Below are 24,176 nucleotides of genomic sequence, written 5' to 3'. Positions count from 1 at the left end.
AACCCCCCGGGGGGCCCCCCCCGAAGGTCGCACCACACGGCGGTTCTGCATTCGCCGCGCGGGAAGAGCAGCGCGCTCAGTACTTGATGCGCGACACCTTCGTGCCTTGCAGCGAGACGTCGGCCATCAGGCCGGCGTTGGTCAGCACGATCGCCTCGACAGGCTTGGTGGCCGTGGTGGTATCGATCACGCCGTTCGCGCCCATCTTCACCAGAGCCACCGATGCATCCGCGCCCGCCGACCAGCCGTCGGAGTTGCGGAATTTGTCGAGGGCATCCTGCGTCATGAACAGGAAGATCAGCGCCTTCGATTGCGCACCCGCCTGCAGGCCGAACGAGCCGGACGTCGTGCTGTAGTAGCCGACCGAGCTGCCGCCGACACGTAGCGCACCCTTGCCGTATTGCGCGCCGACGATAAAGCCGGCCTGAAGCACTGACGGGAACACCAGCACGCCGCGCGCTTTCGCCACCAGCTCACGCGAGCCGCCCACCGTTGCGTAGAGACGCTGGATGGTGCTGTCGACGTCGGCGTCGATGGAGCGCCGGTCATCGGCGGCGCCCGCAGCCGCTTCACTGCCGGCGTTTCTGTTTGCCGTGCAGCCGGCAAGCGCGAGGCCTCCCAGCGCCAGAACGGCGGTCGACTTGAGCATGAAGTTTCGTCTTTGCATCATTGTTCTCCATCGTGGAATTTAGGAAACCCCATAGAGCGGGAGGGTGAGGCACGCCAAGTTATAGCACAGCAACCTGAAAACACGAGCCCCGATCCATGCGCCCAAAGCCTTGTCACGCTTGGGTTCTCAGGCTACGCACCATTCAGGGAAAACGCTCGGAGCTAGCTTACTCCGAATCCGGCCCCATAAGCGACATGCAGCACGCTAAATTACATCCGACTTTCGATCGACACTTCGCCTGATATTAGGGTAGACGAAGCTTCGACCAAACGAAATGGAACCGGCGTTTTCGCCCGAAGTGCGCCCTCAAGACAAGCATAAATTTCGTCCAGCTTCCTTAAGGTCGTACGAGAAAACCGCAAGCAGAAGTAGCAACGACCGTACCCGACCCGCGCTCACGGATGGGTCGTCGTTTTTACCTCGGAGGCAGATGTGCTCGGATGCTGCGGTCGGCGCAGCGCGCGCCTGACGCCGCCGACGAGCATGCCGAGCACGAGCAGGAAGGCGGCGGGCACGATCCAGTAGCCGACGAACGCATGCCACAGATAATCCGCGAGCGTCGCCTTGCGATGCGCGTATTCGTCGAGCGCTTCCTGATGCTTCGCCGCGGTAGCCGCGATGACATCTTCGGGGCAGCCGGCGGCGCGGGCCTCGTCGGGCGCGCCGTGGCAGCGCGCGGCGACGCCTGCCGCGCGTTGCGCGTCGGTCAGCTCCCAGGTCGAGAGCGCCTTTTGAAGATCGACGTTGTTATACGCCATCTCCTCGCGCACCTCGTTCACCGCGACGATCAGCACCGGCACGAACCAGAACGTGATTATCACGAGCCACCGCCTGAACCAGCGGTTTTTATGTCTCCATGCCATCCGGATGCCTCCATGCGCGGCTTTTCGCCTCGCTCGAAACGGCGGCGGCCGATGGCGTGTTTCTTGTATTCGTGAGGGGCCGCCTTCGCGCCATCTTATGAGAAAAAGACGACGGTGCGAATCAATTGCTTGGGTGCAGTGCAATATCGGCCGGTAGGCTGAGTAAATACGAAAGGGTCGCCGCGCGCGAACGGCGCGGCGTGAACATGCGTGTGAGCGGGATCAGCCCTTGTTGCTGAGGCAGCTCTTCATGAACGTCTTGCGTTCGTCGCCTTTCTTGTCGCTTGCCTGCTGATTGCACGCGGTCATCTTCTGCTGCTGCGTCATCGGCGCGGAAGCAGCGGCGGGCGCGGCGGACAGACAGCTCTTCATGAAGGCCTTGCGGTCGTCGCCTTTTTTGTCGCCCGCCTGCTTGTTGCAATCGGTCATCTTGCTTTGCTGACTGTTGGCGGCGATGGCGACGTTCGCGCCGAGCGCGAGGCTCAACACGGCGACGAGGGCGGTGGCTCGAATAGTCATGTGACGCTCCCTGATTTGAGTGACGGTTTATTCTTCGGCGGCGCCTGTCTAGAGCGGCATGCCGCCCGCGCATTATGGCAAACCCAATATGAACGGTGTGTGGGATAAGGTGAAATCGGGAGACGGACGCGGGAACGAGGCTTGCAGCCGCCTTTCACTCATCCACGACCCACGCGAAGCATGCAGCCGACGTATGATCGTGCGATGCATCTCAACGCAAAGGAGACGCTTCATGTCCACACCGCTGTCCGACCATTACAAGGGCTTCGAGATCAAGGTGCAGGCATTGCGGCGCGCGAAAGAACGCGACGAGCCGGACGACGGTCCACGCCACTTCGACATCGTCGTGACGATCGCGAAGAGCGCGCACGGCGAGAGCGGCCGCGCGGTGATGTTCGGCGTGCCCGAACAGGAACCTTTCGATAGCCCGATCGACGCGACGCGCGCGGGCATCGACTACGCGCGCGACATCATCGACAAGAAGGTGGACGGGCAGTCGGTCGAAGATCTCTGACTTTGGCAGCAAGCCGTTGCACGCTGGCAACCACGGAACACCGACAATGCCGCCGATCCTTTGATCGACGGCATTGTCGCGTGTGGTCTACACGTTAGCCCGATTGACCTCGGGCGTCTGTCCAACGAGAATCGACGACGAGCAAACGTTGACACCGCGTCCGGACAGAACGATCGAAGGCTTTGGCGCGCAACACGAAGCGAGGACGCGACAGGGCGCCCGCAATCGCTTCCCTTCGTTGCCCGGCGCGGATCGACACGCGTTGCTCGCGTTCGCTGCATCTCGAAAGACCAGACAAACCAGAACAAAGCACTGGAGATCCGCATGAACCGAACCATCCGCCGACGCGTCCTGTCGGCCGCCGTCGCGCTCGCCGCCTGCACCGCATTGCCGTTCGCCTCGTCATCCGCATTCGCGCAAACGGCGGGCAAGCCGAAGGTCGCGCTCGTCATGAAGTCGCTCGCCAACGAGTTCTTCCTGACGATGGAAAACGGCGCGAAAGACTATCAGGCGCACAACCCCAGCCAGTTCGACCTGATCACCAACGGCATCAAGGATGAGACCGACACCGCGGCGCAGATTCGCATCGTCGAGCAGATGATCGTGTCGAAGGTCGACGCGCTCATCATCGCGCCGGCCGATTCGAAGGCGCTCGTGCCGGTGATCAAGAAGGCGGCGGACGCGGGCATCATCGTCGTGAATATCGACAACCGGCTCGATCCGGACGTGCTCAAGTCCAAGGATCTGAACGTGCCGTTCGTCGGACCGGACAACAAGAAGGGCGCGCGAAAGGTCGGCGATTATCTTGCCCCGAAACTCAAGAAGGGCGATGAAGTCGCGATCATCGAGGGCGTGACGACCACCACGAACTCGCAGGCGCGCAGCGCGGGCTTCAAGGAAGCGATGGACGCGGCCGGCATGAAGGTCGTCGCGCTCCAGTCCGGCGAATGGGAAATCGACAAGGGCAACGCGGTCGCAGGGCAGATCCTGAACGCGAACCCGAACGTGAAGGCGCTCCTGTGCGATAACGACAACATGGCGATCGGCGCCGTATCGGCGATTCGCGCGGCGGGCAAGGCGGGCAAGGTGCAGGTCGTCGGCTTCGACAATATCGGCGCGATCAAGCCGATGCTGAAAGACGGCCGCGTGCTCGCGACCGCCGACCAGTACGCGGCGAAGCAGGCCGTGTTCGGCATCGACGTGGCGCTGAAGGCGATCGCCGGCCACAAGAAGCAGTCGGAGCTTTCGCAGGTCGTGGAAACGCCGGTCGATCTCGTGACGAAGTAAGCCCGGCGCGCGGCGGCGTCGTCGGGCGCCGTTTCGCGCGAAAAGCCTAAAGTTCGCGGCCAGCGTGCCGATAACACACTGACGAGCGCGGAAGGCAGACGGCGCGGGCATTGTCCGCGGCCATCCGGACGCTTTTCCGCGCGGGACCACCACGAGGATGCACAGCGAAGCCTTGAAGCGCCCCATGAGCGGATCGAACGATGCGAACGTGCTGACGGTGACGGGCATCGGCAAGACCTATGTCGAGCCGGTGCTGGCGGACGTCTCGCTGGCGCTCGTTCCCGGCGAAGTGCTCGCGCTCACGGGCGAGAACGGCGCGGGCAAAAGCACGCTGTCGAAGATCATCGGCGGACTCACGGACCCGACCACGGGCACGATGACGCTCGCGGGCCAGCCCTATTTGCCGAAGAGCCGCTCGGACGCCGAAGCGCTCGGCGTGCGCATGGTGATGCAGGAGCTGAACCTGCTGCCCACTTTGTCGGTGGCGGAGAATCTGTTTCTGAACCGCTTGCCGCGCAAGGGCTTCGGCTGGATCGACCGGAAGCGGCTCGCGCAAGACGCGCGTCACGCGATGGCGCAGGTCGGGCTCGACGCGATCGATCCCGACACGCTCGTCGGCGGCCTCGGCATCGGGCATCAGCAGATGGTCGAGATCGCGCGCAATCTGATCGACGATTGCCGCGTGCTGATCCTCGACGAGCCGACCGCGATGCTCACCGCCCGCGAAGTCGATCTGCTGTTCGAGCAGGTCGAGCGGCTGAAGGCGCGCGGCGTCGCGCTCGTCTACATCTCGCACCGGCTGGAGGAATTGCAGCGCATCGCCGAGCGCGCGGCCGTGCTGCGCGACGGACGCCTCGTGCATATCGGTCCGATGGACGAACTGACGAGCGACCGGCTCGTCACGCTGATGGTCGGACGCGAGATCGGCGAGCGCATCGATCTGGGCGAGCGGCGCATCGGCGGCGTCGCGCTGAAGGTGGAAGGCATGACGCGTGCGCCCGTGGTGCGCGACGTGTCGTTCGAGGTCCGCGCGGGCGAGATTTTCGGCGTGAGCGGGCTGATCGGCGCGGGCCGGACCGAACTCATGCGCCTCATTTACGGCGCGGATCGCGCGGACGCGGGCACGGTGTCGATCGCGCGCAACGGCGAGCCGCTGCGGCGCGTGTCGGTGCGCTCGCCGTCGGATGCGGTCGACGAAGGGATCGCGCTGATCACGGAGGATCGCAAGGGCGAGGGCCTTTTGTTGAGCCTGCCCATCGCCGCGAACGTTTCACTGGGCAATCTGGGCGCGGTGGCGCGGCATGGCGTCGTCGATACGCGCCGGGAATCCGCGCTCGCGCAGCGCCAGATCGACGCGATGCGCATCCGCACGTCCGGGCCTGCGCAGGCGGTGTCGGAGCTGTCGGGCGGCAACCAGCAAAAGGTCGTGATCGGCCGCTGGCTCGCGCGCGACTGCACGGTGCTGCTGTTCGACGAACCGACGCGTGGCATCGACGTCGGCGCGAAGTTCGACATCTACGGGCTGATGGGCGCGCTCGCTCGCGAAGGACGCGCGCTCGTCGTCGTGTCGAGCGATCTGCGCGAGCTGATGCTGATCTGCGACCGGATCGGCGTGATGTCGGCCGGGCGCATGACGGGCGTGTTCGAGCGCGCGAGCTGGACGCAGGACGCGCTGCTCGCCGCGGCGTTCTCGGGTTACGCGAAGCGCGAGGCGATCCTGCACGATCCGATCGCGCCCGATGCGAAAGCGCCCGAAGACAACCTGGAGCACTGAATGAGCGAAGCGAACCTGCCCGCCGATGCACCGAAGAGCACGAAAGGCGTCGGCACGCGTCTCGGCATTTCGAATTACCTGGGTCTCGCGGGTGCGCTCGCCGCGATGATCGCGCTGTTTTCGGTGCTGAGCACGCACTTCCTGACGTACGACACGTTCAGCACGATCGCGAACCAGATTCCCGACCTCGTCGTGATGTCGGTCGGCATGACGTTCGTGCTGATCATCGCGAGCATCGATCTGTCGGTGGGCTCGGTGCTGGCGCTCGGCGCGTCGGTCGTGAGCGTGGCCGCGCTGAAGTGGCACTGGCCGGCGTTTCCCGCCGCGCTGATCGGTCTCGCGGCCGCCGCGCTGACCGGCACGGTGACGGGCCTCGTCACGGTGGCGTGGCGGATTCCGTCGTTCATCGTGTCGCTCGGCGTGCTGGAAGGCGCGCGCGGGCTCGCGTACCAGATGACGAACTCGCGCACGGCGTACATCGGCGATGCGTTCGATTTTCTGTCGAATCCGATCGCGTTCGGCATCTCGCCCGCGTTCCTGATCGCGGTCGCGGTGATGATAATCGCGCATCTGGTCTTGACCCGGACGGTTTTTGGCCGATATCTCGTAGGGATCGGCACGAACGAGGAAGCGGTGAGGCTCGCGGGCGTCAATCCGCGGCCGTACAAGGTTATCGTTTTCGCGCTGATGGGCGCGCTATCGGGACTGGCGGCGCTGTTCCAGATTTCGCGGCTCGAAGCCGCCGATCCGAACGCCGGCGCGGGAGTGGAACTGCAGGTGATCGCGGCCGTCGTGATCGGCGGCACGAGTCTGATGGGCGGGCGCGGCTCGGTCATCAGCACGTTTTTCGGGGTGTTGATCATTTCCGTGCTGGCGGCGGGACTGGCGCAGATCGGCGCGAACGAGCCGACCAAGCGCATCATTACCGGCGCGGTGATCGTGGTGGCGGTGGTGCTGGACACATACCGCAGCAGAAGGAAGCGTGTGTAATCGTTTGTCTGACCGATGGACGGCGACGGCGCGCACCGCACGGGGCGGAAAAGCGGCCGGCGACGGTGGTTGAAGCAGGAGCGGCAAGCAGGGCGCGCGCGATGAGAAGTACGCGCCGGACGCCTTACGACCAATAAGAGCAGTTGGACCAAAGCATAGAGAAGGACGATGTATGGCGACGATCAAAGACGTGGCAGCCATTGCCGGGGTGTCGTTTACGACGGTATCCCACGTAGTGAACAATTCGCGGCCGGTGTCGGCCGACGTGCGGGCGAAAGTCGAGCGGGCAATCCTCGAACTCGACTATGTGCCGTCGGCGGTCGCGCGCTCGCTGAAGGCGCGCTCGACGGCGACCATCGGCCTGCTCGTGCCGAACGCGACGAACCCGTATTTCGCCGAACTGGCGCGCGGCGTCGAGGACGGCTGCGCGAAGAACGGCTATTGCGTGTTCTTCTGCAACTCCGACGACGATCCCGCCAAGCAGCGCAGCTATCTGCGCGTGCTGCAGGAAAAGCGCATCGATGGACTGGTGATCGCGTCGGCGGGTGAGGATTCGGTGCTCGCGCAGTGCCTCGCGGGCGCGCGTGAGCCGCTCGTGATCGTCGATCGCAATATCGAAGGGCTGCAATCCGACCTCGTGCAGATCGACCACGAAAAGGGCGCGTATCTCGCGACGCGGCATCTGCTGCAACTCGGGCACTCGCAGATCGGCTGCATCACGGGACCGGTCGCGACGGCCGTTTCCGCGATGCGCCTGCACGGCTTCATCCGCGCGATGGCCGAGCGCGGCATCGAGATCGAGCCGAACGCGATCGTCCAGAGCGACTTCTCCGCGACGGGCGGTTACGCCGCGGCCTCGCAATTGCTCGACAACATGAGGCCGACCGCGATCTTCGCATGCAACGACATGATGGGCATCGGCGCGCTGCGTGCGGCGGCGGAGCGCCACATCAACGTGCCGACGGAATGCTCGATCATCGGTTTCGACGATGTCGAGCTGTCGCGCTACACGTATCCGGCCTTGTCGACGGTGGGACAATCGGTGCGTGCGCTCGGCGAAATGGCCGCGCAGACGCTGATCGACCGCATCACCGGCAAGCTGACCGGCACGACACGCCGGCGCGTGGTGGCGCCGCGCCTCGTGCGCCGCGAATCGACCGCCGTGGTGCCCGAATCGCGCAGCGCGAGAGCATAACGAAGGCTGTTCAAAAAGGAAGCGAGATGGGCGACAACGCCAATTCAGGCGACGCAGGCAAGACCGGACGCGTGACCGTGGTCGGCAGCCTCAATATGGATCTCGTCGCGCGCGCGCCGCGTCTGCCGAGACCGGGCGAAACGCTCGCCGGACATGCGTTCGCGCAGGTGCCGGGCGGCAAGGGCGGCAATCAGGCGGTCGCCGCGGCGCGCCTGGGCGCACGAGTCGCGATGATCGGCTGCGTCGGCAACGATTCGAACGGTGCGACGCTCAAGGGCAGTCTGGAGGCGGAAGGCATCGACTGCACGGCGCTCGCGACCAGCGCTGACGCGCCGACGGGCGTCGCGCTCATCGTCGTCGATGATGCGAGCCAGAACGCGATTGTCATCGTCGCGGGCAGCAACGCCGAAGTGACGCCCGCGCGCATCGAGGCGCAGGAAGCGCTGATCGCGCAGGCCGATGTCATCGTGTGCCAGCTCGAAACGCCGCCCGAAACCGTGCGCGCCGCACTTGCCGCCGGCCGGCGTCTTGCGCGCACGACGATCCTCAATCCCGCGCCCGCCGCGCGCAAGTTGCCGCCGGACTGGTTCCCGCTCGTCGATTATCTGATTCCGAACGAACTGGAAGCCGCGACGCTCTCGGGCGTGGCGATCGAAACGCCCGACGACGCACGCCGCGCGGCGCAGGCGCTCAAGGCGAAGGGCGCGCGCAACGTGATCGTGACGCTCGGCGGACAAGGCGTGCTCGCGCTGCTCGACGGCGCGGACGACGCCGGCGTTCATCTGCCTTCGCCGCTCGTCGAAGCAGTCGACACGACCGCCGCCGGCGATACGTTCATCGGCGGCTTCGCGGCGGAACTCGCGCGCGGCGCCGCTCCGATCGACGCAATTGCATTCGGCCAGCGCGCGGCGGCGGTGGCGGTGACGCGCGAAGGCGCCCAGCCGTCGATTCCGCACCGCAGCGAAATTTCCGCATAACTTTTCAATGATCGCTGAAAAACGGCGCGCCTGACGCGCCGTTTTCTTTTCAGACGAAATAATTCCCTCAAGTGCTTACGCTTTCGCGCCGTTTACATCGATAGCGGTCGCGTGATCCTTCGCGCGCGCAGACACGAAACGACGACTCCGCTCGCGGGCGGCATCAGGGAAAACTCAATGAAAAAGGCTTTGACGATCAAGGCGCGCCTCGGCATCTCGATGGCGTTTCTGGGTGGGCTGCTCATCGCGATCGGCGCGCTGGGTCTCACCGGCATGAGCCATTCGAACGGCGCGTTTCAGGAAACATACTCAGTGCAGATGCCTGCGGCGATCGCCGTCGGCAACGCCGAAATGTACGCCGCGCGCGAGCGGCTCGTGTTCGACCGCGCGGCGCTCCTCGCCGGCACGCCGGAAGTGGCGTCCACCGTCGAGCGCGCGCGCATGATGCGCGATCGCGCGGACGGCTACTGGAAGGAATACATGTCCTTGCCGCAGGCGCCGGGCGAAAAGCGCCTCGCCGACGCCGCGCAGGACAAGCGCCTCGCGCTGCAGGGCATCGTCGACAAGGGCATCGCCGCGGTCATGGAGAATGATCACGACGGCATCATCGCGAACGCCAAGGCGATGCAGTCGATGTACAACGAGCTCGCCAACGCGGACGACGCGCTGCGCAAGTATCTGACCGAAGCGTCGAAGCAGAGCTACGAAGAGACGCAGAACCGCTTCCTGTGGTTCCGCGCGCTGAGTCTCGGCGCGATCGCGCTCGGCATGGCGGCTGCCGTGTTCGCGTGGGTATCGCTGCGGCGCGCGATCGCGCGTCCGCTCGAAGCCGCGCTCGGTCATTTCGACGCGATCGCCGCGGGCGATCTGCGCCGCGAGGTCGTCGTCACGTCGCGCGACGAAATGGGGCAGTTGCTCGAAGGGCTCGCCAGAATGCGCACGAGCCTGCTCACGACCGTGCGCACCGTGCGCTCGGGCAGTGAATCGATCGCATCGGCGACGCAGCAGATCGCCGCCGGCAATACCGATCTGTCCTCGCGCACAGAAGAACAGGCGTCCGCGTTGCAGGAAACGGCGTCGAGCATGGAAGAACTGACCGGCACCGTCCGCCAGAACGCCGACAACGCGCGGCAGGCGAGCGCGCTCGCGGCGAATGCGTCGGACATCGCGGGCAAGGGCAGCGCGGTGGTCACGCAGGTCGTCGACACGATGCGCGAGATCAACGGCAGCTCGTCGAAGATCGCGGACATCATCACGATCATCGAGGGCATCGCGTTCCAGACCAACATCCTCGCGCTCAACGCGGCCGTCGAAGCGGCGCGGGCGGGCGAGGAAGGGCGCGGCTTCGCGGTCGTCGCGGGCGAGGTGCGCAGCCTCGCGCAGCGTTCGTCGGCGGCGGCGAAGGAAATCAAGGAACTGATCGACACGTCGGTGGCGCGCGTGCGCACCGGCACGACGCTCGTCGATGAAGCCGGCCGGACGATGAACGAGATCATCGGCGCGGTGCAGCGCGTGACCGACATCATGGGCGAAATCGCGGCGGCGTCGGAGGAGCAAAGCAGCGGCATCGAGCAAGTGTCGCGCGCCGTCACGCAGATGGACGAGGTGACGCAGCAGAACGCGGCGCTCGTCGAGGAAGCGGCGGCGGCCGCGCAGTCGCTCGAAGATCAGGCCGCGCGCCTGCGGCAGGCGGTGGCGGTGTTCCAGGTGGCGGACGGCGCGCCGGTCGCGGTGACAATGTCCGCGTCCACGCCGGCTACGAAAGTTGCACCGCGTGCAACGATGACGCCGCGTGTCGCGCCGCGCGTCTCGCCCGCCAGGCGCGCGGTCACCGCGCCGGCAGCGCCCAAGGCTCCGGCGACCGCGGAGACGGCCGGCGACTGGGAGACGTTCTGAGCAACGCCATTCGGCGTGTAGCGGCAAACGGGAGGTGAATGCGCGCGAAGGCACACGCGCGCGACCAACGTCGATCCGGTAACCCGTACACTGATGGGTGTGCGTCACCGCTCACACGAGGATATCGACATGACCGGATCGACACTCGCCGCGAAGTTCGCGGACGCCCGCCGCCGGCATCAGCTGATCGAAACGCTGGCGCCCGCCGACATTCCGGCCGACGCGCCCACCGCCTACGCGATCCAGCACGAGATGCTGAGAGAGTCGGATGCGCGCATCGGCGCGTGGAAGATCGGCGCACGCGCGCCCGATGCGCTCGCCACCGGCGCGCCCATCGACGCCGCGCTTGTGCACGTTTCGCCCGCGCGCGTGCCCTTCGAATCGTTTTTCCGCGTGCTGGTGGAACTCGAAGTCGCGTTCCGCTTCGCCTATGCACTGCCCGCGCGACATGACCCTTACACGCGCGAGGAAGTATTCGATGCGATCGGCGGTATCGCGGTCGCGCTCGAAGTGGTCGACAGCCGTTTCGCGCAATGGCCCAATGTCGATCCGCTCGCCCAGCTCGCCGACTCGCAGAACAACGGCGCGCTTGTGGTGTCGGGCATGGAGCCTTACGACGTCGTCGCGCCGGGCTTCGACTTTCTCCAGCCGCGCCTCGAATTCACGCTGGATGGCGTGTCCATTGCGCCGGCCGCGCTCGGCAATCCGGCGGGCGATCCCCGCGAACTGCTGCCCTGGCTCGTCAACCATTGCTGCCGCATGGGTTTGACCGTCGAACCGTTCTGGACCATCACCACGGGCTCATATACGGGCGCATATCGCGTCGATGGACCTGGCATGCTCCATGGCGCGATCGACCGTATCGGTGAACTGGAACTGGTGCTCGCATGAAGCCTGAACATGTGCATCGATTGCATCGATACTTTGCATCTCATGAGCGCGCGCGCACGTATCCGTCATGACGTGATGAATGCATGCGCGCATGTGAGGCGCACGTCGCATTGGCGGACAGAAGCAGTGGATAAGTAGCAAAGAGCGCGCGGAAACGAACAGGCAGCGACGATGTCGAGCAAGAGGATAGAGACATTGGGATGAGGATTGTAGGTGAACGAAAATAACTCACCAAGATAGGAATTCTTCGAAGCAAATGAACAACGCAAGTGCGTGAAAAAAAATTCGAAAGGGTTTAGGATGATTTCAAGCGATGTCGTTTCGATTACGCGCGTTGCGCACGACATAGCTTTCTGACTTCGGCGAGGAGGTAGCATGGATATCTACAGCAGTTTCGCGACCCGCTTCGAAAAAACCCGCGAGGAGGAATTCTCGCTCGAAGAGTATCTCGCGCTCTGCAAAGAAGATCCTGCCACATATGCAACAGCGGGCGAACGCATGTTGACGGCCATCGGGGAACCCGAATTCGTCGATACGCGACTCGATCCGCGGCTGTCGCGTACGTTTGCGAACAAGGTCATCAAGGTGTATCCCGCGTTCCGTGAGTTTTACGGAATGGAGGAGGTGATCGAGAACGTCGTGTCGTACTTCCGGCACGCGGCACAGGGTCTCGAAGAAAAGAAGCAGATCCTGTATCTGCTGGGTCCGGTGGGCGGCGGCAAGTCGTCGATCGCCGAACGGCTGAAGCAACTCATGGAGCGCGTTCCGTTCTATTCGCTGAAGGGCTCGCCCGTCAACGAATCGCCGCTCGGTCTCTTCGATTACGACGAAGACGGCCCGGTGCTCGAAGAGCAGTACGGCATTCCGCGCCGCTATCTCAAGAGCATTCTCTCGCCGTGGGCCGTGAAGCGCCTGCACGAGTACAACGGCGACATCCGCAAGTTCCGCGTGGTGCGCCGCTATCCTTCGATCCTTCGCCAGATCGGTATCGCGAAGACCGAGCCTGGTGACGAGAACAACCAGGACATCTCGTCGCTCGTCGGCAAGGTGGATATCCGCAAGCTCGAAACCTATTCGCAGGACGACGCTGACGCGTACAGCTATTCCGGTGGCCTGTGCCTCGCCAATCAGGGCCTGCTGGAATTCGTCGAAATGTTCAAGGCGCCGATCAAGGTGCTGCACCCGCTGCTCACCGCGACCCAAGAAGGCAACTTCAAGGGCACGGAAGGCTTCGGTGCGATTCCGTTCGACGGCGTCATCCTCGCGCACTCGAACGAGTCGGAGTGGAAGGCGTTCCGCAACAACAAGAACAACGAAGCACTGCTCGATCGTATCTTCGTCGTGAAGGTGCCGTACTGCCTGCGCTACGGCGAAGAGATCAAGATCTACGAGAAGCTGCTGCGCAACTCGTCCCTCGCCGAGGCGGTTTGCGCACCGGGCACGCTCAAGATGATGGCGCAGATGGCCGTGCTCACGCGTCTGCACGAACCGGAGAACTCGAGTCTCTTCTCGAAGATGCAGGTCTATGACGGAGAGAACCTGAAGGACACGGACCCGAAGGCGAAGTCGTATCAGGAGTATCGCGATTACGCGGGCGTCGACGAAGGCATGACGGGCGTGTCCACGCGCTTCGCGTTCAAGATCCTGTCGCGCGTCTTCAACTTCGATTCGAGCGAAGTGGCCGCGAATCCGGTGCATCTGATGTACGTGCTCGAACAGCAGATCGAGCGCGAGCAGTTCCCGCCGGAGACGGAGCAGAAGTACCTGTCGTTCATCAAGGACGTGCTGGCTTCGCGCTACGCAGAGTTCATCGGGAAGGAAATTCAGACCGCTTATCTGGAGTCGTACTCGGAGTATGGTCAGAATATCTTCGATCGCTATGTCACCTATGCCGACTTCTGGATTCAGGACCAGGAGTTCCGCGACCACGACACCGGCGAGAGCTTCGACCGCGCATCGTTGAATGCCGAACTGGAGAAGATCGAGAAGCCCGCGGGCATCAGCAACCCGAAGGATTTCCGCAACGAGATCGTGAACTTCGTGTTGCGTGCGCGTGCGGCGAACGGCGGCAAGAATCCCGCGTGGATCAGCTACGAGAAGCTGCGCGTGGTGATCGAAAAGAAGATGTTCTCCAACACGGAAGAACTTCTGCCGGTTATTTCGTTCAACGCGAAAGGGTCGGCCGAAGAGCAGCGCAAGCACGAGGACTTCGTCAATCGCATGGTCGCGAAGGGCTACACGCCCAAGCAGGTCCGGCTCCTGTGCGACTGGTATCTGCGCGTGCGCAAGTCGTCGTGATGTAGAGTGGATGGGTATGGGGCAATCGACGGGAGTGGGCGCCATCGCGCCTTACTCCGGTCCCGCGCAAAGCGATAGTCAGGATGTCCCCTGCGGCCCGGGCGCGTGGATTGCGTCCCGACCGCACAGTGGACAGTTTGCGAGACAAAAGACGCCGCGATCAGTCGAAGCTGCACGTGACGCCTCGAAAGCTCGCCAATAACGCGGGAGACTGGATGTGCTGCACCAAATCATCGACCGCAGGTTAGCCGGCAAGAACAAGAGCATCGCCAACCGCGAACGCTTCCTGCGACGCGTCAAGAGTTACATTCGCCGCGCGGTGTCCGACGCGGTGCGCGATCGCAGTATCAAAGACATTCAAAGCACCCAGAGCATCACCATTCCCAAGAAGGACATCTCCGAGCCCTCGTTCCGTCACGGACCGGGCGGCAAGCGCGAGTACGTCCATCCGGGCAACGCCGACTACATTCGCGGCGACAAGATTCCGCGTCCGCCGGGCGGCGCGGGCGGCGGCGGCAAGAGCGCCAGCAACGAGGGCGAAGGGCAGGACGATTTCGTCTTCGAACTGTCCCGCGAAGAATTCATGCAGTACTTCTTCGACGACCTCGAACTGCCGCGCCTCGTCAAGACTCAGCTGCTCGCCGTGCCGACCTGGAAGAATGTGCGCGCGGGCTGGGCGGCGGAAGGCACCCCGAATAACATCGATGTGGTCAGGTCGCTGCGCAGCGCGCTCGGACGGCGCATCGCGCTCGGCTGGCCGCTCGCGTCGCAACTGCGCGAGATGGAGCGCCAGCTCGAGCAGTTGAAGGAAGAGAACGCCGACGAGGAAGAGATCGCGCGCCTCGAAGCGGATATCGTCGTCATGCAGGGCCGGATCACGCGCATCCCGTTCATCGATCCATTCGATCTGCGCTATATCAACCGCGTGAAGCAGCCGACGCCGTCGAGCAAGGCCGTGATGTTCTGCCTGATGGACGTCTCCGGCTCCATGGACGAGCAGCGCAAGGATTTGTCCAAGCGCTTCTTCATCCTCCTGTATCTGTTTCTGCAAAGGAACTACGAGAAGATCGAAGTCGTGTTCATCCGGCATCATACGCGCGCCGAGGAAGTGGACGAAGACACGTTCTTCCATTCGACCGAAAGCGGCGGCACCGTGGTGTCGAGCGCGCTCGAACTCATGAAGAAGATCATGGACGAGCGTTATTCGCCGACTGAATGGAACATTTACGGCGCGCAGGCATCGGACGGCGACAACTGGACCGACGATTCCCCGAAGTGCCGCAGGCTGCTCGCGGAAGACATCCTGCCGAAGGTCCGGTATTTTGCCTATATTCAAGTTGCGCCGGAGGAGCAGAACCTCTGGTTGGAGTATGCTCAGCTTGCGATGGGCGCGCCTGAACTGGCCATGAAAAAAGTCGATTCGGCCGCGGACATCTATCCGGTGTTCCGCGAGCTGTTCGAAAAACAGCAGGCGGCCGCATGACGACGCGGCATTGGCACAACGAGACGCGCGGGTATCAACTGGACAGCACGGACGATCGTGCGGCTTCCAGGCTTGGACCCGAGGCAGAGCAACGCAAGGCGTCCGCAGAGACAGACGAGGCGCACGAGGAAGGCAGAATGAATGTATCGGAGAAGCGGCGACCGCTGCCGTGCCCGTCGGACTGGAGCGTCGAGCTGATCGAAGAGTACGACGCCGAGATTTCGCGCGTCGCGAACGGTTACGGTCTCGACACTTATCCCATTCAGCTGGAGATCATCAGCTCCGAGCAGATGATGGATGCGTATGCATCCGTCGGCATGCCCGTGAACTATCGGCACTGGTCGTTCGGCAAGCACTTTCTCGCGACGGAGAAGGGCTATCGGCGCGGGCAAATGGGCCTCGCGTACGAAATCGTGATCAATTCGAATCCCTGCATCGCGTATCTCATGGAAGAGAACACCATGACGATGCAGGCGCTCGTGATCGCGCACGCGGCATACGGGCACAACTCGTTTTTCAAGGGCAACTATCTCTTCCGTCTCTGGACGGACGCGCACGCGATCATCGATTACCTCGTCTACGCGAAGAATTACATCGCGGAATGCGAGGAGCGGCATGGACTGGATCGCGTCGAGGAATTGCTCGATTCGTGCCACGCGCTGATGAACTACGGCGTCGATCGCTACAAGCGGCCGCAGAAGCTTTCGCTCGCGAAGGAAGCGGCAATGCGGCGCGAGCGTGAAGCGTATCTGCAATCGCAGGTCAACGAATTGTGGCGCACGCTGCCGAAGGGAAAGGACCCATCGCCGGAGGAAATCGAGAGCCGCTATCCGCCGGAGCCGCAGGAGAATCTGCTGTACTTCGCGGAGAAGAACGCGCCCTTGCTGGAGCCGTGGGAACGGGAAGTCATTCGCATCGTGCGCAAGATCGGCCAGTATTTTTATCCGCAGCGGCAGACGCAGGTCATGAACGAAGGCTGGGCGACCTTCTGGCACTACACGCTGCTGAACACGCTCTACAACGAAGGCCGTCTCGAAGACAGCTTCATGATGGAGTTTCTGCATTCGCATTCGAACGTCGTATATCAGCCGCCGGTGACGAAGCCGTATTACAGCGGCATCAATCCGTACGCGCTCGGCTTTTCGATGATGAGCGATATCCGCCGCATCTGCGAAAACCCGACGGACGAAGATCGCGAGTGGTTCCCCGAACTCGCGGGCAGCAACTGGCTGGACTCGTTGCATTACGCGATGCGCAATTTCAAGGACGAGAGCTTTATCGCGCAGTATCTGTCGCCGCATCTGATTCGCGAGATGCGTCTGTTCTCGATTCTCGACGACGACATGCGCGATGCGCTCGAAGTGTCGGCGATCCATGACGACAGCGGGTATCGCTATGTGCGTCAGGCGTTGTCGCGGCAATACGATATTCATCATCGCGAGCCGAACATTCAGGTGTATTCGGTGAATACGCGTGGCGATCGCAGTCTGACGCTGCGTCACTTCATGACCGACAACCGCCATCTCTCGAACGACAGCGATGAAGTGCTCAAGCACATGGCGCGCTTGTGGCAGTTCGATGTCTATCTGGAAAGCGTCGATGAGAACGGGACGGTGAGAAAGCGCTTCGACTGCCGGTACGTGCCGCCGAATACGCGTTGAACTCCGTGAAAACCGGCGCTCGATAGCGCCGGTTTTTCGTTGTGGCTACTGCTTGCTTGCCTCGTCCTGCGAAAACAGATCCCAGCTCGCCATGAACAGCGCCGCCACCAGCGGCCCGATCACGAAGCCGTTGATGCCGAAGAGCGCCATCCCGCCGAGCGTCGAGATCAGCACGACCCAATCGGGCATCTTCGTATCCTTGCCGACGAGAATCGGACGCAGCACGTTATCCACGAGTCCGATCACAACGACGCAGAACACGACGAGAATCAGTCCCTTGATGATCTGCCCCGTCATGAAGAAATAGAGCGCGGCGGGCACCCAGATGATCGCAGCGCCTACCGCGGGCAGCAGGGAAAGGAAGGCCATCAGCACGCCCCACAGCAGCGAGCCGCCGATGCCCAGAATCCAGAAAATCAGCCCGCCGAGCAATCCTTGCACGGCCGCGACCGCGATATTGCCCTTGACCGTCGCGCGCACGACCGTGGTGAACTTCGCGATCAGATGCTGCTTGGGCTCCGGGTCCAGCGGAATCGCGCGCCGGATGCGACGGCCGATCTCGCCGCCGTCGCGCAGCAGAAAGAACACGAGATACAGCATCACGCCGAAGCTCACGACGAACTGGAACGTGTTCTGCCCGATCGAGAGCGCCTGCGCCGCGGCGAACTGACTGATCTGCGACGCGCCTTCCATCAGCTTCTGCTGCACGCCGACGATATCGTCGAGCCCGAACCGCCCGAGCAGTTGCTGCGCCGATACCGGCAATGCATGCAGCACATGCTGAAAATACAGTCCGAAATTCAGGTCGCCGCTCTTGATCCGCGCATAGACGAGGCCGACTTCCTGAACGAGCGTCACCGCGACGACCGCCAGCGGAATGATGACGATGAGAATCGCGGCGGCCAGCGTCGTCAGCGCGGCGAGATTGCGGCGCTTGCCGAAGCGCGCGGCGAGATAGCGCTGCATCGGCTGGAACAGGATCGCGAGAATCGCGCCCCAGAAGATCGCGCCGAAAAACGGCAGCAGCACCCACGCCAGCGCGAGCGTCACGGCGCACAGCAGGATATGGAAAAAATTTTGATGGACAGATTGGTTATTCATTAGCGACCAGTAGGGCAGGCGAGAGGGCGAACGCAATCGCGCGGGCGGCCATGCTAGCACGGCCCGTCGGACGGCTTTCGCGCTCAGGGTTCGAGCAGGAATCCGGCCAGGGGTTCGCCTTAAATCTGTCATCGTTTGATTGCCGCTGGAGCCAAAGCCCGTGCGTCGACTAAAATCCGGCTTCCAATCCTTGCGGATCGCTTTCCTGCCGGACGGCCAGGCGAACGCGGGCGAACGAGCCGATCGTTCGTGCGCGGCCACTCCGCTCTACGCATCGAACAATGAATCCAGGCGTCATCTACGCATTCTCGGCCTTCGCCATCTGGGGCCTTTTCCCGATCTACTTCAAGGCCTTGCACTCGATCGGCGCGGTCGAGATGCTCGCGCACCGCATGGCGTGGTCGATGCTCTTCCTGTTGATCGTCATGACCGTGCGCCGCCAGTGGAAGTGGCTCGGCCCCGTTTTGAGCGACCGGCGCCTGCTTGCGCGCTTCGCCGCGAGCGCGGTGCTGCTGTCGGCGAACTGGGGAATCTATATCTGGGCGGTGAACGATGGCCGCATCGTCGAGGCGAGCCTCGGCTACTTCATCAATCCGCTCGTCAACGTGCTGTTCGGGATGGCGTTTCTGCACGAGCGGCTGCGGCCCGTGCAGTGGATCGCGGTGACGATCGCCGCGCTCGGCGTGCTGTGGCTGACGTGGGTGAACGGCGCGCCGCCGTGGATCAGCTTAGCGCTCGCGCTGACGTTCGGCGGCTACGGGCTCTTGCGCAAGACCGCGTCGCTCGGCGCGCTCGAAGGACTCACGCTCGAAACGATGCTGCTGTGTCCCGTCGCGCTGCTCTATCTCTTCTTCCTGAGCTCGCACGGCGGCAGCGGCTTCGCGCACGCGTCGCCCGGCGTAAAGCTGCTGCTCGCGGCGGCCGGGCCGGTGACCGCGGTGCCGCTCTTGCTGTTCGCGGCGGGCGCGCGACGCATTCCGCTATCGATGCTCGGGCTCATCCAGTACATCACGCCGACGCTGCAATTGCTGATCGGCGTCGTGATCTATCAGGAATTCTTCGGGCACGATCAACTGCTCGGCTACGGCGCGATCTGGGCCGCGCTCGCGATTTACTCGCTCGAAGGCGTGTATCGCGCGCGCGCGGCCCGCGTCTGAACGAGGATCAGCGCAACGCGTCGCCGAAACGATATTCGACCGTCGCTTCGTCGAGTTTCGCTTTGATTTCCGGATCGATGGGCTGATCGACGGCCGCGAGCGTCTCGTTCAATTGATCGGGCCGGCTCGCGCCGATGATCGCCGAAGTCACGGCCGGATTCGCCAGCACCCACGCGAGCGCCGTGCTCGCGAGCGAACGTCCCGTCGGCGCGACGATCTCGTTGATCCGCTCGATCGTATGAAACTCGCGCTCGTGCCAGTAACGCTCGGTGTACGTCGCGCCCGCCTTTCCGACCGCGCCGGTGAAACGGCCTTCGCTCGGGCCGGCACTGAAGCTGTGCTTGCCCGTCAGCAATCCGCCCGCGAGCGGGTTGTACGGAATCACGGCGAGACTTTCCTCGGTCGCGAGCGGCAGCAATTCGCGTTCGATCTGGCGGAACAGCAGGTTGTAGCGCGGCTGCACGGAAACGAAACGCGCCGCGCGCAACACGTCCGAGCGGCCGAGCGCGCGCGCGAGCCGGTACGCCAGAAAATTCGATACGCCGATATAGCGCGCCTTGCCTTGCCGCACGATGGTGTCGAGCGCTTCGAGCATCTCGTCGAGCGGCGTGTCGTGATCGTCGGTATGGAGCTGGTACAGGTCTACATAATCCGTGTCGAGCCGCTTGAGCGACGCGTCGATCGCATCGAGCAGATGCTTGCGCGAAAAACCCTTGTGCCACGCGAGCGGCCCCATTTCATGCGCGGCCTTGGTCGCGAGAATGAAGTTGTCGCGACGGCCCTTCAGCCAGCGGCCGACGATTTCCTCGGTGCGGCCCGCGAGATCGTGTCCGCTGCCGAGCGGATAGACGTTCGCCGTGTCGATGAAATTGACGCCCGCGTCCGCCGCGCGGTCCATGATGCTGCGCGACACGTCTTCCTCGGTCTGCAGACCGAACGTCATCGTGCCGAGCGTGAGACGCGAAACGGTGAGACCGGTATTGCCGAATTTGCGGTATTGCACGGTTGCGCTCCATAAGAGAACGAGTCGATCGGACCGACAGAATAGCCGCAACGATCAGGACGTGCCGGCGCGGGCGGGTGCGGCGCCCTGCGGCGCGGAATCGAGATAGCGGAACACGACGCCCGACAGCAGCGTGACCACGCCCATGCACACGAAGCTCAGCCTGAAGCCGGCCGCGGTCGAGAACGGCCCCTGGAACAACTGCACGAGCGAGCCGCCGATCGATACGCCCAGGCCGATCGCGAGCATCTGCACCATCGAAAAGAGGCTGTTGCCGCTGCCCGCGTCCTTGCTCGACAAGCCTTTGAGCGTGACGCTGTTCATCGCGGCGAACTGCATGGAGTTGCACGCGCCGAACACGACGAGAATCGCGATTTCGACGGCGAGCGGTAAGGTCGGCGAAAACAGCGCGAACGCGACGATCGACGCGCCCACGAGCGCCGTGTTCACGAGCAGGAACATGTCGTAGCCGTAATGCTTCACGAGCTGCGCGATCCAGCGCTTGCTGACCGTTCCGGCGATCGCGATCGGCAGCATCATCAGACCCGAATGCAGCGGGCTGTAGCCGAGTTCGAGCTGCATCAGAAGCGGCAGCAGAAAGGGCACCGCGCTCGAACCGATGCGGCACAGCAGGTTGCCGATCAGCCCGACGCTGAAGTTCGGCTCGTGGAAAAGCGCGAGATGAAAGATCGGGTTGCGCTTGTGCCGCGCGTAAGGGACATACGCGAACGCCGACACCGCCGCGAGCGCGAAGAGCGCCGCCGAGACCGCGCCGCGATGCGTTTCCACCGGGCTATCCAGCGCGAGCGAAAACGACACCATGCACATCGACAGCAAACCGCAGCCGATGAAATCGAAGGGCGGCGCATCGTGCAGCGTGTCGTTCGGCAGGAAGCGTTGCACCGCGTAAAGCCCGACCGCGCCGATCGGCACGTTGATCAGGAAAATCCAGTGCCACGTAAACGACTCGACGAACCAGCCGCCGAGCGTCGGGCCGAGAATCGGGCCGACCTGGCCGGCGACCGAAATCATCGCGAGCGCGGAGACGTAGGCTTCGCCCGAGACGGCGCGCAGCACGGCGAGACGTCCGATCGGCAGCAGCATCGAACCGCCGACGCCTTGCAGCACGCGCGCGAGCACGAGCTGATTCAACGAATGCGCGCCCGCGCAGGCGAGCGAGCCGATGACGAAGAGCGAGATCGCGACGAGATAGACGCGGCGCGTGCCGAAGCGGTCGGCGAGCCAGCCGGAGGCGGGCGTGAGGAGCGCCATCGTGAGCGTGTAGGCGACGACGATCGACTGCATCGCAAGCGGCGCGGTGCCGAGGCTGCGCGCAATGGAAGGCAGCGCCGTGTTCACGATGGTCGTGTCGAGCGCCTGCATGAAGAAGCCCACGGCGACGATCCAGAGCAGTGCCGTGTGCGAAGAACTTTTGGTCATGTGGGAAGCGGGGTTGCGGTCGCTGCGCAATGAGGAAAGCCTTTTTAAAACAAAGCCATCACGCGATATGTGAAATGTTAATGACTTGCGGCGTCATCGGGAAGACCGCTAACCGCATTGACTGTCATCGTTTTATCCGATCACAATGACGCATGCTCAATCCAGTCTGGCTGAACACGTTCGCGACCGTGGCCGCGTCGCACAGTTTCACCGATGCCGGGCGGCAACTGGGCCTGCGGCAATCCAGCGTCTCCGAGCACATCCGGCGTCTGGAGGAGAGCGTCGGCCGGCGCCTCTTCGTGCGCGACACGCATTCGCTCGCGCTCACCGCCGACGGCGAAGCGATGCTCGTCCACGCCCGCGTGATCCTCGAAGCGATGGCGCACGCGCAATCGCAATTCAGCTCGCCGCGTCTGCGCGGACGCGTGCGGCTCGGCTCATCGGACGATATCGCGCTCGGGCCGCTGCCGAGCGTGCTGGCGGCGTTTCGCGACACGCATCCGGACGTCGAACTGGAAATCACGATCGGCATGACGGGCCGGCTCTATCAGATGGTCGACGCGGGCGAGATCGATCTCGCGGTCGGCAAGCGGCGTTTCGGCGATGCGCGCGGCACGCGGCTTTTTTCCGGACGGCTCGAATGGCTGGCGAAACCGGGCACCATCGTCGATACGAGCGAGCCGCTGCCGCTCATCCTCGTTTCCGAACCGAGCGTCACGCGCGGCGTCGTGCTCGATTCGCTCGCGCAGACCGGCGCAAGCTGGCAGATGGTCTGCACGAGCAGCAGTCACGCGGGCTGCATCGCCGCGGCGCGTGGCGGACTCGGCCTGACCGTGCGCTCGCATTTTCTCGCGGCGCGGGGACTGGCTCCGCCCGTCAATCGCGCGGAGTTGCCGGAATTGCCTGAAGTGGAGTTCATCGCATTCGGCGCGAAACATCTGAGCCGTCCGGCCGAAACCTTGCTACAGCTTCTCGAAAACAGTGATTTGCGCGGCGAATGGGACGGCGAATGAGACCGAAAGCGAGCGCGGGCGAGGGCAGGGGCACTGGTTGCGTCGCAGCAACGACCGGCAGACCCGAATGGCTATCGTAAATCCGTTCTTATATATTGTGCGGCGATTGAAGTAGCCACTTCCAAGACGTGTTTCGCCTCTTCCGCCCACTTTTCTCCGATGTATCCCGATACCGTGCGTTTGTCGCGGTGATCGCGCTCGCGGCGTTTTCGAGCGCCCACGCGGCCTCGTACGTGGCGAAGCACTGCGACGACCTCGAAGGCAAGAACGTGCCCGCATCGATCATCGGCTTGCCGACGCGCGGCGCGACGATCGTCTCCGCGTGGGTCGTCAAGGCGGCCGCGCCCGGCAACCGCAACGGCGAGTATTGCCGCATCACCGGCTTCATCAAGGCGCTGCAGGATTCCACGCCCGACATCCGCTTCGAAGTGAATCTGCCGAGCCGCTGGAACGGCCGCGCGCTACAGATGGGCGGCGGCGGCTACAACGGCACGATCGTCTCGGGCACTGAACCGATGCCTTTCGCGCCCGACTCGACGCCGCTCGCGCGCGGCTACGCGACCTTCGGCTCGGATTCGGGCCACGTCGGCAATGCGGGCCGCGCGGACTTCGCGGGAAACGATGAAGCCATCGTCAATTTCGGCTTCGGGCATCTCAAGAAAACCCGCGACGTCGCGCTCGCGCTGATCCAGATGGGCTACGGGCGCACGCCCGAGAAAACCTACTTCGCGGGCGGCTCGACGGGCGGGCGCGAGGGTTTCACCGTGATCGAGCGCTTTCCGAACGACTACGACGGCGTGATCGCCAACGCACCCGCGATCAATTTCTCGGGCGTGCGTCTGATGGGCGTGAAAGTCGGGCAGGCGTCGTATGCGAAGCCTGGCGGTTTCGTCGGCGTCGCGCAGCAGCGGCGCGTGTTCGAGACCGTCGTGCACGAATGCGACCGGCTCGACGGTGCGGCGGACGGCATCGTCGGCAACGTGGAGGCGTGCAGGAAGCTGGAGCCGCAGATCATCGCGTCGCTGCGCTGCGCGAACGGGCAACGTCCTTCCTTGCGCGACAGTTGTCTTTCCGATGCGCAGATCGATACGCTCGAGACGCTGCGCGACGGCGTCACGCTGCCGTATCCGCTCGCGTATGGCGTCGATACCTATCCGGGCTACAACGTGTTTCAGGGCGTCGATTTCTCAGGAACGCTCGGGCTCGGCGACTCGCCGACGCTACTGACTCCGCCGACATTCGGCGCGAACGGCTATCTCTTCGCGCAAGGCGACGCGTATGTCCGTCACTTCGTCACGCGCGACCTCGGCTTCAGCGGGCTCACGTTCGATCTCGACAATCCCGGCCGCTTCAGGCAACGCCTCGTGACGCTCGCGTACACCGTCGGGGGGGGGGGGGCCGCGGGGAGAGCGCGGCGCAGGGCCCGGCGCGGCCCCGCCCCGCG

At 63.7% G+C, this 24,176-nt stretch carries 20 protein-coding genes; 14 read left to right on the top strand and 6 right to left on the bottom strand.

Annotation, left to right across the window (positions count from 1 at the left end; translation table 11 throughout):
• Nucleotides 1–76 precede the first annotated feature (76 nt).
• The 3 genes from PQR08_RS37315 to PQR08_RS37305 form a co-directional block, all read right to left on the bottom strand.
• Nucleotides 77–667 carry a BPSL1445 family SYLF domain-containing lipoprotein gene (locus tag PQR08_RS37315; RefSeq protein WP_035498938.1) on the bottom strand — a complete coding sequence of 197 codons (591 nt, stop codon included), beginning with the start codon at nt 665–667 and terminating at the stop codon, nt 77–79.
• 398 nt (nt 668–1,065) lie between these two features.
• A complete protein-coding gene (locus PQR08_RS37310; protein WP_187604751.1) occupies nt 1,066–1,533 on the bottom strand; it encodes a hypothetical protein in 468 nt (155 codons plus the stop codon).
• A gap of 222 nt (nt 1,534–1,755) precedes the next feature.
• Complete coding sequence (locus tag PQR08_RS37305) at nt 1,756–2,052, bottom strand: PsiF family protein (protein WP_238215712.1); 297 nt, start codon at nt 2,050–2,052, stop codon at nt 1,756–1,758.
• 232 nt (nt 2,053–2,284) lie between these two features.
• Here PQR08_RS37305 and PQR08_RS37300 point away from each other — a divergent pair, with 232 nt between their 5' ends.
• From PQR08_RS37300 to PQR08_RS37250, 11 genes are all read left to right on the top strand, one after another.
• Complete coding sequence (locus PQR08_RS37300) at nt 2,285–2,566, top strand: hypothetical protein (protein WP_187604749.1); 282 nt, start codon at nt 2,285–2,287, stop codon at nt 2,564–2,566.
• A gap of 324 nt (nt 2,567–2,890) precedes the next feature.
• A complete protein-coding gene (locus tag PQR08_RS37295; RefSeq protein ID WP_187604748.1) occupies nt 2,891–3,853 on the top strand; it encodes a sugar ABC transporter substrate-binding protein in 963 nt (320 codons plus the stop codon).
• A 184-nt stretch (nt 3,854–4,037) separates the two neighbouring features.
• Nucleotides 4,038–5,627 carry a sugar ABC transporter ATP-binding protein gene (locus tag PQR08_RS37290; RefSeq protein ID WP_250483595.1) on the top strand — a complete coding sequence of 530 codons (1,590 nt, stop codon included), beginning with the start codon at nt 4,038–4,040 and terminating at the stop codon, nt 5,625–5,627.
• The gene (locus PQR08_RS37285; RefSeq protein WP_187604746.1) at nt 5,628–6,617 is read left to right on the top strand and encodes an ABC transporter permease; all 990 of its coding nucleotides are present in this window, start codon (nt 5,628–5,630) and stop codon (nt 6,615–6,617) included.
• A gap of 172 nt (nt 6,618–6,789) precedes the next feature.
• Nucleotides 6,790–7,812: a LacI family DNA-binding transcriptional regulator gene (locus PQR08_RS37280; protein WP_035498640.1), complete on the top strand. Its 1,023-nt coding sequence runs from the start codon at nt 6,790–6,792 to the stop codon at nt 7,810–7,812.
• A gap of 26 nt (nt 7,813–7,838) precedes the next feature.
• Complete coding sequence (rbsK, locus tag PQR08_RS37275; protein WP_250483596.1) at nt 7,839–8,789, top strand: ribokinase; 951 nt, start codon at nt 7,839–7,841, stop codon at nt 8,787–8,789.
• Between the two features lie 177 nt (nt 8,790–8,966).
• Nucleotides 8,967–10,685: a methyl-accepting chemotaxis protein gene (locus PQR08_RS37270; protein ID WP_408164254.1), complete on the top strand. Its 1,719-nt coding sequence runs from the start codon at nt 8,967–8,969 to the stop codon at nt 10,683–10,685.
• Nucleotides 10,686–10,814: 129 nt separating this feature from the next.
• Nucleotides 10,815–11,576 (top strand): hydratase, encoded by a 762-nt coding sequence (locus PQR08_RS37265; protein WP_187604743.1) that lies wholly within the window; start codon nt 10,815–10,817, stop codon nt 11,574–11,576.
• 375 nt (nt 11,577–11,951) lie between these two features.
• Complete coding sequence (locus PQR08_RS37260; RefSeq protein ID WP_035498636.1) at nt 11,952–13,874, top strand: PrkA family serine protein kinase; 1,923 nt, start codon at nt 11,952–11,954, stop codon at nt 13,872–13,874.
• 217 nt (nt 13,875–14,091) lie between these two features.
• The gene (locus tag PQR08_RS37255) at nt 14,092–15,357 is read left to right on the top strand and encodes a YeaH/YhbH family protein (RefSeq protein WP_250483598.1); all 1,266 of its coding nucleotides are present in this window, start codon (nt 14,092–14,094) and stop codon (nt 15,355–15,357) included.
• Nucleotides 15,354–17,018 carry a SpoVR family protein gene (locus tag PQR08_RS37250; protein WP_035498631.1) on the top strand — a complete coding sequence of 555 codons (1,665 nt, stop codon included), beginning with the start codon at nt 15,354–15,356 and terminating at the stop codon, nt 17,016–17,018. Before PQR08_RS37255 ends, PQR08_RS37250 begins: the two co-directional genes overlap by 4 nt.
• Before the next feature lie 45 nt (nt 17,019–17,063).
• Here the strand turns inward: PQR08_RS37250 and PQR08_RS37245 are convergent, their stop codons facing one another.
• Complete coding sequence (locus PQR08_RS37245) at nt 17,064–18,119, bottom strand: AI-2E family transporter (RefSeq protein ID WP_029672478.1); 1,056 nt, start codon at nt 18,117–18,119, stop codon at nt 17,064–17,066.
• A gap of 281 nt (nt 18,120–18,400) precedes the next feature.
• Between PQR08_RS37245 and rarD the strand changes: the two genes are divergently transcribed.
• Nucleotides 18,401–19,276, top strand: coding sequence for an EamA family transporter RarD (gene rarD / locus PQR08_RS37240; protein WP_029672479.1), 876 nt, complete (start codon nt 18,401–18,403; stop codon nt 19,274–19,276).
• A gap of 7 nt (nt 19,277–19,283) precedes the next feature.
• Here the strand turns inward: rarD and PQR08_RS37235 are convergent, their stop codons facing one another.
• Nucleotides 19,284–20,279, bottom strand: coding sequence for an aldo/keto reductase (locus PQR08_RS37235; protein ID WP_250483599.1), 996 nt, complete (start codon nt 20,277–20,279; stop codon nt 19,284–19,286).
• Between the two features lie 54 nt (nt 20,280–20,333).
• Complete coding sequence (locus PQR08_RS37230) at nt 20,334–21,719, bottom strand: DHA2 family efflux MFS transporter permease subunit (protein ID WP_250483600.1); 1,386 nt, start codon at nt 21,717–21,719, stop codon at nt 20,334–20,336.
• A 152-nt stretch (nt 21,720–21,871) separates the two neighbouring features.
• On the opposite strand from PQR08_RS37230, the gene PQR08_RS37225 reads away from it, so the two are divergent.
• Together PQR08_RS37225 and PQR08_RS37220 are read left to right on the top strand one after the other, a co-directional pair.
• Complete coding sequence (locus PQR08_RS37225; RefSeq protein WP_187604740.1) at nt 21,872–22,732, top strand: LysR family transcriptional regulator; 861 nt, start codon at nt 21,872–21,874, stop codon at nt 22,730–22,732.
• A 233-nt stretch (nt 22,733–22,965) separates the two neighbouring features.
• Nucleotides 22,966–24,176, top strand: a 1,211-nt coding sequence (locus PQR08_RS37220; RefSeq protein WP_408164249.1) for a tannase/feruloyl esterase family alpha/beta hydrolase, incomplete at its 3' end; no start/stop codon positions are given.

Origin of the sequence: Caballeronia jiangsuensis (genome assembly GCF_046030135.1) — a bacterium.
GTDB lineage: Bacteria > Pseudomonadota > Gammaproteobacteria > Burkholderiales > Burkholderiaceae > Caballeronia > Caballeronia jiangsuensis.
This window is presented reverse-complemented; position numbering and strand designations above follow the sequence as displayed.